Raw genomic sequence first — 15243 nt, 5'->3', positions numbered from 1 at the left:
GGATTTGCATTAGCGCAGGGTTTTTCCTTTAACTTATATTTAGAGCTACTTAGTCAACTTTATTAAATTCGATCCAGTCGATCTGTAAACCTGGTTTAATGAATTCCAGTTTCATTTCATAAAGACCTGCTTCGAGTTCTACTTTCACAAGCTTTTGTCTAATCCATTGACCTTCTGTCCCGTTGGTTTGAATGGTTGTCATCAATTGATCATTCAAATTAACATTGCATGCACTTTGAGCCAGCTCAGGTTCTGTTGACATGATATGCACGAGGATCCGATATTGTCCAGCTTGGCCAACTTCAAAGAAAGTCGATCCTTCAACGGCTGGCTTAACCTGTGGATTTTGAGATAAGGATTGTACTTGTTCTGCAGTAAGTGAAGGATTAGCCTTAAAGGACTCAACTGTTTCAACAATTTGCTGTTTTCTCGAGAATACTGGAGCATGTATGATGAACTCACAAATATTCATTGCAGAACGTTGCAGCTCTCCTCTAGTCAAAGATCCATTTTCCAAGGATTCAATGGTGTTGTCATTCCATCCATTAATTTCGGCGCCATAGTTAGCTACAACCATGTACAGGTCATTTTGTGCACGGACCATCCAATTTGTAAATTTCCGGTCTGCAGCTCCACCATTAACGACATCATTCATGATGGCCCACCAGTCTGTCATGACAATACCTTTGAAGCCCCATTCTCCGCGGAGAATTGTAGTGTTCAAATCGTAATTTGAAGCGGCCCAATGTCCATTAACAGGGTTATAGGAGGTCATAATTGAATTCGCTCCACCCTGCTTCACTGCAATTTCAAAACCTTTCAAATAAATCTCGCGAAGCGCACGTTCCGACACAACAGCGTCCACTTTACTGCGATGTTTCTCCTGATTATTGCAGGCAAAATGCTTCAGCGTGGCATTAGAGCCACCTTTCATAATCCCACGTGTACATGCAGCCGCAAACACCCCAGAGATCAAAGGATCTTCAGAAAAATACTCAAAGTTGCGGCCATTAAGCGGGCTGCGACGAATATTTAGACCTGGTCCAAGCAAGGTGTCTATGTTGTTTCGTACCAACTCTTGTCCTTCTAACACATACAGCTCTTCGACTAATGCGGCATTCCAAGTAGCTGCAAGAAGCGTTCCGATCGCAACCTGAGTCGCTTTTGCTCCACTATCCATACGAATTCCTGAAGGACCATCTGCCGTACATGCAACAGGGATTCCTAAGTTATATAGACTATCACTTACTCCTCCAAATGCAGAAGCTGTACCCGGTGTAACCAATGGGCTGCTCATACCTTCACCCCGTACAATGGCAGCCAAATCATCGTCACTAAGCTGGGCAATAAAAGCTTCCATACTAACTTTTTGTTCAAATACATCTCTTAATTTATGCCCTTGATTGCCTGTCTGGGAGATCGTTGTTGGTAGATTGCTCTCGATCCGTTCTGCTAACGAAATCTTGCGTGTTGGAACCTCTGCATAAACAAGTTCATATGAACCGTCTGATTTTTGAACACCAGGTTGCATTCTTGTAAAGCTTTGCGTGGGTGCAAGAGCTTCTTGTAACTGTTCCACAACTTGAAGAGTTTCCACGACATAGCCGCTATTCCCTTCAACTTTGACTTCCTCCACTTTTTTAACACTCGTTCCCACAAATATGCGGTACGTGCCTTCTTCTAGCACATAAGCGGAAGCATGCCCTGACACACCAGCATCATCATAGGAAGCCATTGAATGAACAAGGAAACTCACGGTAAGACGTTGAGCTTCGCCTGGCTGAAGGACTTCTGTTTTTGCGAAGGCTGCCAAAGCTTTAGCAGGCTGTCCCAATTTTCCTTGTGGAGCTTCATAATAGACCTGAACAACCTCTTTTCCAGCAAAGGTAGTTCCTGTATTAGTTACGGTTACGCCGACTTCAACATTAAGTTCGCCAGCTTTGTAAATAAGTTTAGCTTCTTCTAACTCGAGCTTAAACGTGGTATACGATATTCCATAACCAAATTCATATTGAACCTTTTCTGGGCAAAATGTCTCGAAATAACGATAACCAACATAGATATCTTCCTGATAAAGGTTTGTAAATTCATTACCGTAGTTGTGTGTTGACGGGTAATCGTTGATGGAATATGCGATCGTGTCTGTTAATTTTCCGCTTGGAGTTACTTCTCCAGCCAGCACGTCCGCAATTGCATTACCACCTTCCATTCCCCCCTGCCAAGAGTAGATGACAGACGAAATTGGATTTTTATAGCTTTCATCGTTCAGCCAGCTCATATCAATAATATTAGAGACGTTCAGTACAACAATCGTTTGCTCAAAATATGTAGTTACCTGCTTCAGCATCGCTTTTTCATCAGCTGTTAGTTGGTAGCTTCCTGAACCATCGACATTATCCTGATCTTCTCCTGCTGTACGTCCGATTACAATGATTGCTTTGTTCGATTTACTTCTAGCCTCAGCTACCAATTCGTCGGATAAAAGCATTTCCTTCTGGTTCCATGGCTCTGCAGCCCAAACGCCGCCACCATTATCAAATGGATTTTGCTCAATCCACTTCTCATATACTGCTGCCAAATCTTCGTTGACCGTAAGGTTCTTTTTACTGCGAAGACCGCCCAGCAGGTTGGTCGTATAAGTAACATGAACACTACCGCCCGAACCAGTACCACTGCGATAATAATTCACTTGAGTTCTGCCAAAAACAGCAACATTATCACTTTCACCAAACGGAAGCACCTGATGATCATTCTTCAACAGTACTGCACCTTCTGCTGCTACCGTCCGGCTAAATTCTGCAAAACCTTCTAATGGAATTCCCACACTCTGTGTACTCAACTTGTTTCCTCCTGTTGTTCAATTCTATAGGTTGTTTCTTTAGGCATCAATTACATATCATAAAGTTTAACTATACCATTATAGTACATTGGATAACTGTAATATATATAATAATTATCTTTATTAATATAATAATATTGGTCTGTTAGAGTTGGAAATTTTCAATCGATGTTAAAAATATCAGCTAAGTTCAATGATCTTCGTGGCAACATTATGGCAAAATTCGCGATCATGCTCCACAAAAATGAGTGTTGGTGTATATTCAAGCAATAGCTCCTCAATTTGCATACGTGAAATAACATCAATAAAATTAAGCGGTTCATCCCAAATATACAAATGAGCTTTTTCACTAAGACTTTTGGCGATCAGTACTTTTTTCTTTTGTCCGCCACTGTAAGTGGATATATCCTTATCAAATTGAATTCTGGAGAAATCAAGCTTTCGCAGAATAGATTTAAAAAGACTTTCATCTATCCCATTCTCTCTAGCATAATCTGTTAAATCGCCCCGTAGATCTGAAGTGTCTTGTGATACGTAGGAAATGATAAGCTGGCTATCCTTAGTGAAGGTGCCGGTATAATCTATCTCCTCACCGCAGATCAATTTGATGATACTTGACTTTCCGGAACCATTTTTACCCGAGAGTGCAATTCTCTCCCCCTGCTCAATGGTAAAGCTTACTTCTGAACATACCCTTTTCTCTCCGTAAAAAACCGAAACAATATCCAGCTCCGCAAGATGACGTTTATGATAAGCAAGCTGCGTAATCTCTAAGTTCTCAGAATTTTCGATGTTTTTAAGAAGCTTAGACTTTTCGTTGATAGCAGATTGCTGTCTTTGCTCGATGGCTTTAGAGCGTTTCATCATTTTAGCTGCCTTGTGCCCAACATAACCTTTATCTAACTTAGATCCAGAATTTCTAGTTCCATTTTTAGTTTTTTCCACCTCATGTGACCAGTTACCTGTTCGTTTAGATGAGGCTGACAAGCGTTTGATATCTCTTCTAAGTTTTTCGTCTTCCGCTATCTCAAAGTTATCTTGTCTGACTTTATTCTCCCACCAGCTAGAAAAATTGCCCTTTTGAATCTCTATATTGGTTTTGTTAATTGACAAGATGTGGTCCACACAATTATCAAGAAAGGATCTGTCGTGAGAGACCAGAATATATCCACTTTTCGTATTGAGGTAATCACTGACAAGCTTTCTTGCCGTCATATCCAAATGATTTGTAGGTTCATCAATCAACAGGAAGCTATTTTCCTTAATGAATAATGTGGCTAACAGCACTTTCGTTTGCTCTCCGTTAGACAATGAATCAAAGGGACGATATAACACATCCTCAGAAACCTTTAGCAAAGAAAGCTCACGCATTAACTTCCAATGAATATAATCCGGAAAAATCTCGCTGATCACATCTATGGTGTTAAGCTCCTTGTTATTCACCTGAAAGGGGAAATATTCAAAGCTGACATGAGCAGAAATATTACCGCTGTATTCATGCTTTCCAAGCAATAAGCTAAGAAATGTAGTCTTTCCTCGACCATTTCTCCCTGTGAAACCTAATTTCCAATCGGTATCGATTTGAAAGTTTACGTTCTCAAATATGTTATCGTAGCTGCCTTCATAGGCAAAGGTTAGATTTGTGACATTTATTAATGACATAAAATAATCCTCCTGTATTTTAACAAAATAAAAGCCACAAGAAAGTTACTTTCTTGTGACTCAAATAAATACAGCAAATCCAGCCCCAAATGGAGTTAGATATGGATATATTTTCGAGTGAAAAGAAGTAGTAACTTTCTTGCATACAAAGAATAAAACAAACGAAATAAACCATTGTTGTTGTTTTATTCATCATGGGACGCAAGAATAATTACTACACTATACTTTTCAACTCCGATCATTAATTTGTAATTATGTTATCATGCATATTTATTATTTTCAACTTCCTACCCATAATTCGTTAAAAAAGTTCAAATTCTTCTTCTGTAAGATCCATATTTACACTCATAGCTGTCCGACTCCCGTCAGCCGCGGCAAACACTAACTGAGAAGGCATAAAATAAGAAACATCTCCAGCCGAATATAATCCTGGAATCGAGGTTCTCCCCGCACCATCCGTGCTAAACCCACCAGAATCATTCCGCTTTACAGTCAAATGGTCTACGATTGATGACGTTTGGATCAAATTCGGAGAAATAAACCCTCCCGTTCTTAAGATCTCAGTACCATCTGCAAAGCGAACCGCCTGAAGTTGCCCGTCATGACCCATAAAAGAGGAAACTGTTTGTTCATTGACTACAACTCCCTTAGCCTCAAGACTTTTTTTCTGTTCATCTGAAAGGAATGTCTTGCCGTTCGTGCAGATAACCAAATCTTTACTCCAATTGAGCAGCATTTTTGCCATATGAAAAACATGTGGATTTTCGCAAACAACGACAAGGGGTTGATCTCGTAATTCCCAGCCGTCACAATACGGGCAATTAAACAGACTTTTTCCGTATAATGGTCGTAGGCCCTCTATCTCAGGAAGGACCTCCTTTAACCCGGTCGCCAAAATCAATCTGCGAGCTTCAATGTGACGACCAAACGAATCATGTACCGCAAATCCAGAATCATTTTTGTTAATCGAAATAATCTCAGTCTGGATATGCTCAACTGACGGATAACGTAGTACCTCCTCATACGCAATGCGACGAAACTCGGCTGGTGTAACCCCGTCTCTTGTAATAAAACCATGTGATGCATGGGTAACAGCATTCCTTGGCTGATTATTATCAATTAAAGCTACTTTTCTTCTTGCCCTACCAAGAACAAGGGCTGCGTTCAAGCCTGCGGGTCCACCACCAACAATAATGCAATCGTAAATCATATGAATCATCTCCTATATGCAGATATTAAAGACTCTTTTTGTCTATTATTAAACCAAAAAAAATATTCGCCACATCATAGACTTAATGAATCTATAATATCTCCAAATTAGCTAAAGTGTCAACCCAAACTTTCCGATCCTCCGTGAGTTTTATTTAGTGTAATACTAGAAAAAAGTAAATAAGCCCATTACCTTATGTTTGGAGGTAACTTAATACTCCAATATATCAGGTAAGAGCTATATGTTGAACTTACTTGGCAGTGCAGGGCTTCCTCACTTATCAACCTTCACCGTTTGCTAATTCTAAATCATCAGCCGAGGGTCCGTAAAGACCAGGTACCGGCACGTCAAGCAGCCGCAGATAAACTCCAAGCTGCGCCCGGTGGTGAACCATATGATTCAATCCGATGGTACGAAGCGCAGCTGCCCGTGTCTGACGACGGATGATCTGCTCCCCGTTCCGCAAGGTCCACTCCGCGCCGAGCATCTCCACATTGCTTGCAGTAATTAATTCCTCAATCTCACGAGCTTTCAGGTCGAACTCTTGTAGAACCGCGTCGGGACTCTCCAGTGCTTCTCGTCGATATGCCACAGATGCCAAATCAAACTCCGAGTAAAGTAGAATTGCAGATTGCCAGCTCAGAAGGTTAACGAGGTGTGTGGCCAGCCCACCCAGGCTCATTGACTTAGAGTGTGGTTTCCATGTCATATTCTCTTGAGGCAGCTTCTCCAGTATCCGACGTGTACCAGCCAGCTCTTGCAAAACATCCCCAATGATCAGCTCTTTAACCATTCATCTCTCTCCTCTCTTCTGTAAAGCAATTTCTTTTGATCATTCGTGTGATACTTTTGATTTCTTTTCCCAAACACTTTCTAACTCTCCGCTAGATCGGACCGAGGTGCACTTATTTCGTAGATTTATAGCATTTCACGAGGTTATCGGACCCAGATGCAGTTATTTCCCTAAATACACTCCAATTCTGTGCCATTACAAGCCAATAAGAGCTATGCAGTCCGATAAGCTTGAAAAATGCCGCGAAAATTTAAAATAGCTGCAATGGAGTCCGATACGATGGACATTTGGCGAAAGTCCAATACAGAATACATCAGAAGGAAGATCTAATTGGATTATGAATAACGACTTCGACATCGCTTAAGAAACATCCTGCTGAGCATTCGCTTTTCAAGTCTTCTCTCTGCAACTTTTTAGATACTTTCTGCCAATTGCATAGTTGTAACACATGTATTATCACTCTTAAAAGTGGAAAGCTCAGATTTTGCTGTTTTTCCGTCCTGCTCAATGGTTACGTTATATTGTTTGTCCCGGGGCAACCAAAGATCAATAAATCCGTTAGATAGCGATTTCATTTCTTGATCCACAATCACATTGCCTTCGCTGTCTTCGATATATACTTTAAACTCATCATCCGTTAATTCCCCTTGGCAGCCAGTCAAGCTATGTGTTGCGCAAGGATGCGTATTCTCCACATATGGAGCTATAGAAACAAAAAACTCATCTTTAGGCAAGTCGTAAGTTTTCTCTTTATTGTTACTATCGGTTACAATAAGTTGCTCAGAAGTGATAGACGCGGACAGGTTTTCCAGACTGCTTGAACTATATTCTTGCACTAATTGCTTAATGTCGGTTGTATCTTGTGCTGAAGGCGTATCCTTATCGATACCTCCCAATAACAAATACGCACCTAATGCAACAACCGCCGCTCCCGATACCACCAAGATATTTCTTTTCATTTGTAATCATCTCCTTCGCTTATTCGCCAGATTATGTACTCACTCAAAGTATCTTCCATTTCTTTTAGTATAACTAGTTAGACTAAACTAACACAATTATGAACAAGGCAAAATAGTGAAAAGTTATGTATTTGATTCATCCTCTATCAACACAGAAAAAAAGGCCTCCTCACTGGTTTTTCAACCTCGAGGAAGCCTTTTATCTTTTATATTATTATGCTTGTAAATTACCGACCATAACACGAATGACATCCGCAAGAGGAGTAGCTGAACGTTTCAGCAGTTTCTCTAAATCGCTACTTTCAATATTAAGCCAACCTTCACGAATCCCACGTTGTATAGCTACAACTATTGGAAGCGCAGCTTCTGGGACACCCACCTCCGACATGGTCTTGGCATAAGCCTCGTCGTCAACCTGGATTACTTTGATTTCTTTACCGATTACACTGCCTATGATCTCAGTCAATTCCTCTTGTGTTAAAGGGTTGCCAGACAATTCATACACTGTGTTCTCATGTCCGTCACCTGTCAGAACATTTGCTGCAGCTTCTGCATAATCTCCGCGTGTAGCCCAGCCAACTTTACCATTCCCTGCTGAAGTCACCCATGGGGCACCTGCTAGAGCACCTTGAATGGAGCCGATCTCATTCTCCAAATACCAGTTATTACGGAGGAAGCTGTAAGGAATGCCTGTTGCGCGAATAGCTTCTTCGGTGATGCGGTGAACTTCAGCAAGAAATAGTTCACTCTTGTCTGCTTGTCCTACACTTGTGTAGGCAATGAAGCCGACGCCTGCTTTTTCCGCAGCAGCAACAGCTGCTTTATGTTGGCGAATCCGGGTTTCATTATCACCATCTGCAGATACAATTAATAATCGATCCACACTGGCAAATGCTGATTCCAGCGTCTCAGGTTGATCAAAATCACCATGACGGACTTCCACTCCACGTGCCTGAAGATCACTTGCTTTTTCTGGGTTCCGCACACTAACTACAAGATCACTTGCGGGTACAGTTTTAAGTAAAGCTTCTATCACCAATGATCCGAATTGACCTGTTGCTCCTGTTATTGCTATTTTCATTTTTACTTCCTCCTCAAACTAGGATGATAAATTCATTTTAACCACTACCTGTAACTATTGTAGTTACAATCAGTTTGGATGTCAACTTATTTATGATCCCAACTCTGGCTGGATAATAAACAGGAGAATTAAAAAATTATATTCAGAACAAAAAAACCACCGTCATTTCCGTTAGGAAAAACGCTGGTTCTATGATTAGCTCCAACTCAACTTAATAATGGTCCCTTGTCCAGGGCTACTCTCAACAGCAATTCTGCCCTCCATACATTCGATTAATCCCTTGGAGATCGCCATGCCAAGGCCGGATCCGTTGGAGCTAGATACGGTGTCCGTTCCTCGATAATAACGTTCAAATAATCGGTTAAGTGTGACTTCATCCATTCCATCGCCATCATCGGAAAATTGAATAGTAAATCCACTGTCCAAATCATTCATAGTAAGCGAAACCGTTAAAATCGTATCCGAGGGGTTATGAAGTAAAGCATTCGCAGTCAAATTGTTCACAACCCGCTCTAGCCATGGAGTATACAATCGGGCCCTCACTTCGTTTGGTGCCGGCACAAATATAATTCGCTGCTTCCCGTATTCGGGATTTGCAGCAGCTTGATCAAGGGTTTGATGTAACCAAGAGTTCAATTCCACTTCCATCAGCTCTGGTGGCTTGATCCCTGTTTTTAGCCGATAGGTCATGGCAAGATCACTGATCAGCATGTCCATATGGGCTGATTTATCCAGCATCGTCCTTGTAAACTTGCGAACTTCCTCTTTCGACCAATCATACGAAGGCTCCGCCAGTAAATGAGCATAACCAGTTATAGAAGATAAAGGAGTTTTTAAATCATGTGTAACACCTGCGATCCATTCTTCCCTCAAATTCTCTGTTTGTTGCCGCAACGCCTGATCTCTCTGCAAATTAGCAGATAATTTCTCTATGGAGACCATTACATCAGAAAAAACCCGGTATCTCCGCCTCCATTTACCTACGTGTGTTCGACTACGACGATTTCCTTTACGGTCCAAAGGCTCTGTATATATGGCATTTCCAATAGAATCGAGCCATACAAGCATATGCAGCATTGGCGCTCCAAACCTATGAGCTTGCCATAAAGATAGCAATATAAATGCAAGCAATAAAGCCGCGAGCATTGCTAATGAGCCTTTAATGACAATTTTAACCTCTTCAGGTACCCATACCTTTTGTCCTGTATCTGCACCCTTTACGTTCGGTTGTCCAACGATCCATGTTTGGCCCGTTTGTTTATCAAAAGAAGATCGGACATGATAGCCGTAACGTTCACTGTAGAGAGTGCGTAGTGCTAGCTCTGGCACTGAGTACTTGGTGGGAATCATCTTTGGCCTATTATAGGAGAGCAGCTCCGTACCCGATGAATCAATGAGTTGAACAAAAGCCTGTGATGATTTAATTTCTCTTTCAATCGAATCAGGCAGAACCAGATCTCCATCTACTGCATCAAATGTACCTTCGCTCATTTTTTTTAACAGAGGATCTAGTATATTTGGCGCGCCATAAAGAAGCGTGAATTGTCTCCCATTTTTCTCTTGAATCCATACAGCCAGAGTATACGGAAAAGGCTGAGTCCCTGTCCAATAGGCGACTACTTCACCCGGTCCATATTGAATTGGGACATCTTTTGGAGTGTTGTAGGCACTTTCAACTTTTCCATTTTCATCGATGTTTTGCAGCCAGCCCTTATTCTTCTTCACTTGCTCCAGCAAGCTCGGGGAAAATTGAATGCCCTTCTCATCAATTTTGGAGGATTCAACCAGTTGCTCTAAGCCAACATTAGCAAAATCACGCGTAATACTGATATCGAGAAAACGCAACAGCATCCAAGTAAAAGTTACTGCAGCAATAGCGAGAACAACCATTCCCGTAATTGCTAGCTGTAGAACGAACCTTAACGTTAACCGACGTTTGATATTCATGGCATGGACAACTCCTGGCGGTCTATCTTCACCAGCTTATAACCAAGACCCCTAACGTTAATAATAAATTTTGGATCGGACGGGTCTGCTTCGATACGTTCTCTAATTCGATGAATATGAACCATGACCGTATTATCATCGCTCAGTGCTTCATCGCCCCATACTTTCTCATATAACTCACTTTTGCTGAAAATCTGATTGGGATGTTTGCATAAGAAGACCAGCAGTTGAAATACAAGTGCCGGACAAGCAACAGACTGACCCTCTACCAGGAGTTCTCCCGCTGTCTCATCTAGCTTAAACCTTCCGTAATCATATACATTTGCAGATTTATTGGGGACTATTTCTACACTCTTGCCAGTAGCCTGTTGGTTAGCAGAAGCAAAATATCTCCGCAGCTGTGCTCTTATACGAGCCACCACTTCAAGCGGGTTAAAGGGCTTGGTGATATAATCATCTCCTCCTATAGCAAAGCCCGTTAATTTATCGAAATCAGACGTTCGCGCAGTCAGAAAAAGAATAGGGGCATCCGTCGTCTGACGGATAAAAGGGCAGATTTCGATACCACTTCGTCCGGGCAGCATTACATCCAGCACAATTAAATCATATTTTTTGGATTCACAGGCACTTACTGCTTCTTCACCTGTTTGCACTGTATCTATATTGGCGTAGCCTTCCTTACGCAGCACTGTCTCCATAATGTCTAAAAGTGATACCTCATCATCAACCAATAAAATTGAAGCCTCATTCATATAAATTTTCCCTTTCACAATAGACGTTTTTAACATCATAGCATGATTTTTTTGGCTAGCAATCTTACTAATCTTAACGGAAGCTTAATTCGTATTCATTAAACAGCTAGTAAATTATGTAAGTGTTAATATAGAATTTCAGAAGAGCTAAGGATAGACTGCTACAATCGTAATACTGGGAGGCGACATATATGAACAAAAAACCTAAAAAAATCATTCATAAAGTTATTTTGAATACAAGAACTGCCTTGGCTGTAGGGTCATTGTCTTTATTAATGGCTGCCTGTGGAGGAGAGAATGCAGATGTGCCGACTACTGAAAAGGCGGAGCAGACAACAAGCCCGGCCACAGCTGCCATTCTGAGCGGATTTGCTCCAGATGAACTATCAAAGATTCTACTGGACGGGAAGTACAAGGAGTTGTATGCCCGCTTTAATCAGCCTTTAAAAGATGAAATAAGTGAAGCAGAATTAACAGAGACAGGAAAAGAATTCACTAAGGGTATCCATACATTGGAAAAGGCATCGACCATGCAGCTTAATGGATTTGATCGACGCACATGGGTTAGTGATGCTGGCAATAAGGGGCTTGTCGGGATGTTTGATCCGGATGGGACGATTACATTAATTCAAGTTCAAGAGCTTACCCCTTCTCCTGAAACCGACAATGTACTAAGCAAACATGAATACGCACTGCCGTTTGAGGGAGATTGGTATGTATTTTGGGGTGGTGAAAATGTGCTTGTGAATTATCATTATGAGTTAGAAATCCAGCGGTACGCTTACGATTTTATACAAACCAAAGATAACTATTCCTATACAGGAGATCCACTAAAAAATGAAAGCTATTATGCCTTTGGCAAAAACATTCTCGCTCCAGCGGACGGCACCGTTGTATCGGTTGTGAATGACATTAAAGACAATGAGCCAGTTGGGGTCATGAATCCGAATCAAGCTACCGGAAATATCATTGTCATTGATCATGGCGGGGAATATAGTCATTTGGCGCATCTCAAACAAGGGTCAGTTACTGTAAAACCGGGGGATAAAGTCGAAAAAGGTGAAGTTATTGGCTTAACAGGTAATTCTGGTAATACGAGCGAGGCCCATCTACACTTCCAAATCTCAGATGGAGCTGATCTATTCACTTCCCGGGCAATCAGAGTTAAATGGGAGCAAAATTTAAAACCAATTCAAGGTGAGACTATTTCCGCCGCTAATTAGCGCTAAATTCCGGGTCGCTAAGGTTGTCTCTCATAAATAATAAATCAGATGAGACAACCTTGATCTTCCCTAAAAAACATCCTACTTTCTTGTAATACCAATACATATAATCCGGGTAATTCACAAATAATAATAGACATATAGGATATATAGTGACTAAATATGGCTCTCTTTTCAAAGGAAAGGAAGTGTCAACCCCGATGTCTTTACTGCTAGGCTCTCATGTGTCTATGACCGGAACAAAAATGCTCCTTCGAGCTAGTGAAGAGGCAGCCTCTTATGGAGCGACCACCTTCCTTTTTTATACCGGAGCCCCACAAAATACACGCCGCAAACCCATTGAAGCTTTGAATATTGAAGCGGGACATGCTCATATGAGAGATAACGGTATTTCTAATATTATTGTACACGCTCCATTTATCGTTAACTTAGGAAATACACTTTCGGCACAGGTCTTTGAGCATAGTATAGAGTTTCTTCAATCAGAAATCATAAGAACAGAAGCTTTGGGTTCAACCCAAATCGTCCTACATCCTGGCTCCCATGTTGGTGCTGGCTCTCAAGCTGGAATCTCTCGGATCGTGGAAGGCTTAAACGAAGTGCTAACAGATAAACGAAATGTTCAGGTTTCATTAGAAACTATGGCTGGAAAAGGTAGTGAATGTGGAGTCTCTTTTGAAGAACTTGCAGCTATTATTGATGGAGTGACCCATAATGAGCGCCTATCAATTTGTTTGGATACTTGCCATATCCATGATGCCGGTTATAACGTGAAAGAAGATTTTGATGGCATATTGGATAAATTTGATCGATTGATCGGAATAGAGCGCCTAAAAGTCATTCACGTCAATGATTCAAAGAATATTATGGGCTCACATAAAGACAGGCACGAAAATATAGGGCACGGATATATCGGCCTTCAGGCGCTAAGATATGTGGTCCACCATCCTCAACTATCAACCATTCCCAAACTCCTAGAGACTCCCTCCATCGGTGAAAAGAAATATGTAAACGCACCCTATAAGCATGAGATTTCCTTGTTAAGGGGAGAAACAGATGAGCTGGTAAAAAAATAAAAACCGCCAATTACGCGGTTTTTCATCTGTGCAGCCATGATCGACTATCCTTTTGTGGAATCAATTGTAGTAGGTGCGGTTCCATTTACCTGGAGTTTTTTTAACGAGTTTTTCTTTGCTGTTAATTCTTTGGAAAGATCAGCTTGCAGGCGATTGATGTTTTTAATTTCATCGTTAAGCTTTTTGATTCGCGTCATTTTACTGCTCAAATCTGTGTGAGACTTGCTAAATTTCATATCCTGTTCTAATTGATTAATTTTGAATTTGGATTTTTCCTTTTTGTTCTTCACGTTTTTGAGCTTGCTCTCTACCTCTATGATTTCTTGTTCTAACCTTTGGATCATTGGTTTGGTGAAATTAATCGCCATTCTTACACCCCATATCATTTAGTGTTGCCGAGAATCAATTCTACTATAAAAGAAGAAAAAAGCACACTCATTAGAGTATGCTTTTTAAAAATAATCAGAGAAATAAGGATGTTCTGGCCTGATTAACCCTTCCAGGAATTGAACTGTAGCTTCATCTGCCTGGATCCGACCGATCCTAGCCAAATAGGTAGGTCGCTTATAACCCATTAACATCGTGGTTAAAGTAGGAATGTCAATCAACAAGGAAGGGTTAGTCCCTCCTGCGTGCAAAACACCTGTTCCATCTTTATCCACATTAAGCGTAAATGTACCCCGGTTCCATTCCAGCATCGGATCACTCAAGGTGAAGATAAGGCAACCATCTTTATCCTGTTTTTTAAACGGATACTGTTCGATAAATAATTGCACATCCACTATCCGGGCCATAAAATAAGGAGCAATGGTTTCCTTGATGTCACCATCATCTAAAACGAAGGAAAGCGGCTCCCCTTTATAAATATCCCCTTTGACAAGAGTAATCATCGAAAAATGTGCACTTATAAAGTTCCATAATCCCACGCGAGCTTCTTCGTTAATATATACCATTTCTTTGATGTAAAAGATCTCCTCAGCAACCCAATACAACAAATACCCCGTGGGCAAATCATCATTGTTATAGTAGATGCCCACTGTCATTTCATCCAGATCCCAGCGTAAATATTCTTCCCAAGCCAACTTATTTCGAAGCATAGCTCCATGATGCTGCATGGAGAACTGATCATATATCTCCTTGATATCTGGATGTTCAATAGTTACCCGCTCCACGTTCCCAGGAACTTTTTTAGTTTTCGGCAGCTGGGTATCCGGAACTTCAAATGAGATTTTATCGGTAATGATCTCCCAGCCTTTCCGCCTATAATACGGAATAGAATACGGAAATAGATAAGAAATTGATTGCTTGCGGCCCCGCATTTTAGTTAATGCATGCAACATCAGCTTATTCATTAAACCTAAATTAGCATATTCGGGATAGGTTCCAACACCCGTCAGGCCACCCATCTCATAAATTCGCCCAAAAATATTTACTTGAAATGGGTATACTGCTAACTGTGAAATCAATTTATCACCATCAAACCAACCGACCACATCAGCATACTTTAGAACTGGCAGCTTCGCTTGGGTGATTTCACGATTTTCCCAACCAAAGATTTGTAAATCACGATTCGTCACTTGAAATACATAACGTAATAAATTATTAAATTGCTCTGCATGTTTAGTCTCGACATTTGCTAACCTGATTCTATCCTGCAACTTATTGCGACTCACTAGCAATACCCCCGCTGAATTCCCCAGA

Annotated in this window: 12 protein-coding genes; 2 read left to right on the top strand and 10 right to left on the bottom strand. The window is 41.1% G+C overall.

All coding sequences use genetic code 11. From position 1 onward, the window contains the following. Positions 1 to 49: 49 nt before the first annotated feature. The 8 genes from NST40_RS14635 to NST40_RS14600 form a co-directional block, all read right to left on the bottom strand. Entirely contained in the window at positions 50 to 2839 is a 2790-nt protein-coding gene (locus tag NST40_RS14635) for a glycoside hydrolase family 3 C-terminal domain-containing protein (protein ID WP_342410824.1), read from the bottom strand. Positions 2840 to 3019: 180 nt separating this feature from the next. After that, positions 3020 to 4501 carry an Lsa family ABC-F type ribosomal protection protein gene (locus NST40_RS14630; RefSeq protein WP_342410823.1) on the bottom strand — a complete coding sequence of 494 codons (1482 nt, stop codon included), beginning with the start codon at positions 4499 to 4501 and terminating at the stop codon, positions 3020 to 3022. Positions 4502 to 4802: 301 nt separating this feature from the next. Then, the gene (locus NST40_RS14625; RefSeq protein ID WP_342410822.1) at positions 4803 to 5711 is read right to left on the bottom strand and encodes an NAD(P)/FAD-dependent oxidoreductase; all 909 of its coding nucleotides are present in this window, start codon (positions 5709 to 5711) and stop codon (positions 4803 to 4805) included. Positions 5712 to 5991: 280 nt separating this feature from the next. Beyond that, complete coding sequence (locus NST40_RS14620; RefSeq protein ID WP_076125721.1) at positions 5992 to 6504, bottom strand: DinB family protein; 513 nt, start codon at positions 6502 to 6504, stop codon at positions 5992 to 5994. A gap of 413 nt (positions 6505 to 6917) precedes the next feature. Beyond that, positions 6918 to 7463, bottom strand: coding sequence for a CueP family metal-binding protein (locus tag NST40_RS14615; RefSeq protein ID WP_076278438.1), 546 nt, complete (start codon positions 7461 to 7463; stop codon positions 6918 to 6920). Positions 7464 to 7677: 214 nt separating this feature from the next. Beyond that, positions 7678 to 8544 (bottom strand): SDR family oxidoreductase, encoded by an 867-nt coding sequence (locus NST40_RS14610; RefSeq protein WP_339174188.1) that lies wholly within the window; start codon positions 8542 to 8544, stop codon positions 7678 to 7680. Positions 8545 to 8739: 195 nt separating this feature from the next. Then, positions 8740 to 10491 carry a HAMP domain-containing sensor histidine kinase gene (locus tag NST40_RS14605; RefSeq protein WP_076184559.1) on the bottom strand — a complete coding sequence of 584 codons (1752 nt, stop codon included), beginning with the start codon at positions 10489 to 10491 and terminating at the stop codon, positions 8740 to 8742. Further along, positions 10488 to 11243 (bottom strand): response regulator transcription factor, encoded by a 756-nt coding sequence (locus NST40_RS14600; RefSeq protein ID WP_342410821.1) that lies wholly within the window; start codon positions 11241 to 11243, stop codon positions 10488 to 10490. The genes NST40_RS14605 and NST40_RS14600 overlap by 4 nt, the downstream gene beginning before the upstream one ends. Before the next feature lie 191 nt (positions 11244 to 11434). On the opposite strand from NST40_RS14600, the gene NST40_RS14595 reads away from it, so the two are divergent. After that, positions 11435 to 12466, top strand: a complete 1032-nt coding sequence (locus NST40_RS14595; protein ID WP_341002513.1) for a M23 family metallopeptidase — start codon at positions 11435 to 11437, stop codon at positions 12464 to 12466. Between the two features lie 200 nt (positions 12467 to 12666). After that, on the top strand, positions 12667 to 13542 hold the full coding sequence (locus NST40_RS14590) for a deoxyribonuclease IV (protein WP_076303784.1): 876 nt from the start codon (positions 12667 to 12669) through the stop codon (positions 13540 to 13542). 44 nt (positions 13543 to 13586) lie between these two features. Here the strand turns inward: NST40_RS14590 and NST40_RS14585 are convergent, their stop codons facing one another. Next, positions 13587 to 13910 carry a hypothetical protein gene (locus NST40_RS14585; protein WP_341002512.1) on the bottom strand — a complete coding sequence of 108 codons (324 nt, stop codon included), beginning with the start codon at positions 13908 to 13910 and terminating at the stop codon, positions 13587 to 13589. An 84-nt stretch (positions 13911 to 13994) separates the two neighbouring features. Further along, positions 13995 to 15215 (bottom strand): GNAT family N-acetyltransferase, encoded by a 1221-nt coding sequence (locus NST40_RS14580; RefSeq protein ID WP_076184556.1) that lies wholly within the window; start codon positions 15213 to 15215, stop codon positions 13995 to 13997. Positions 15216 to 15243 lie beyond the last annotated feature (28 nt).

This window comes from Paenibacillus sp. FSL R10-2778, assembly GCF_038593035.1.
Taxonomy (GTDB): Bacteria; Bacillota; Bacilli; order Paenibacillales; family Paenibacillaceae; genus Paenibacillus_AQ; species Paenibacillus_AQ odorifer.
Note: the sequence above shows the minus strand (reverse complement) of the source record. Positions and strands in the feature narration are given on the sequence as shown.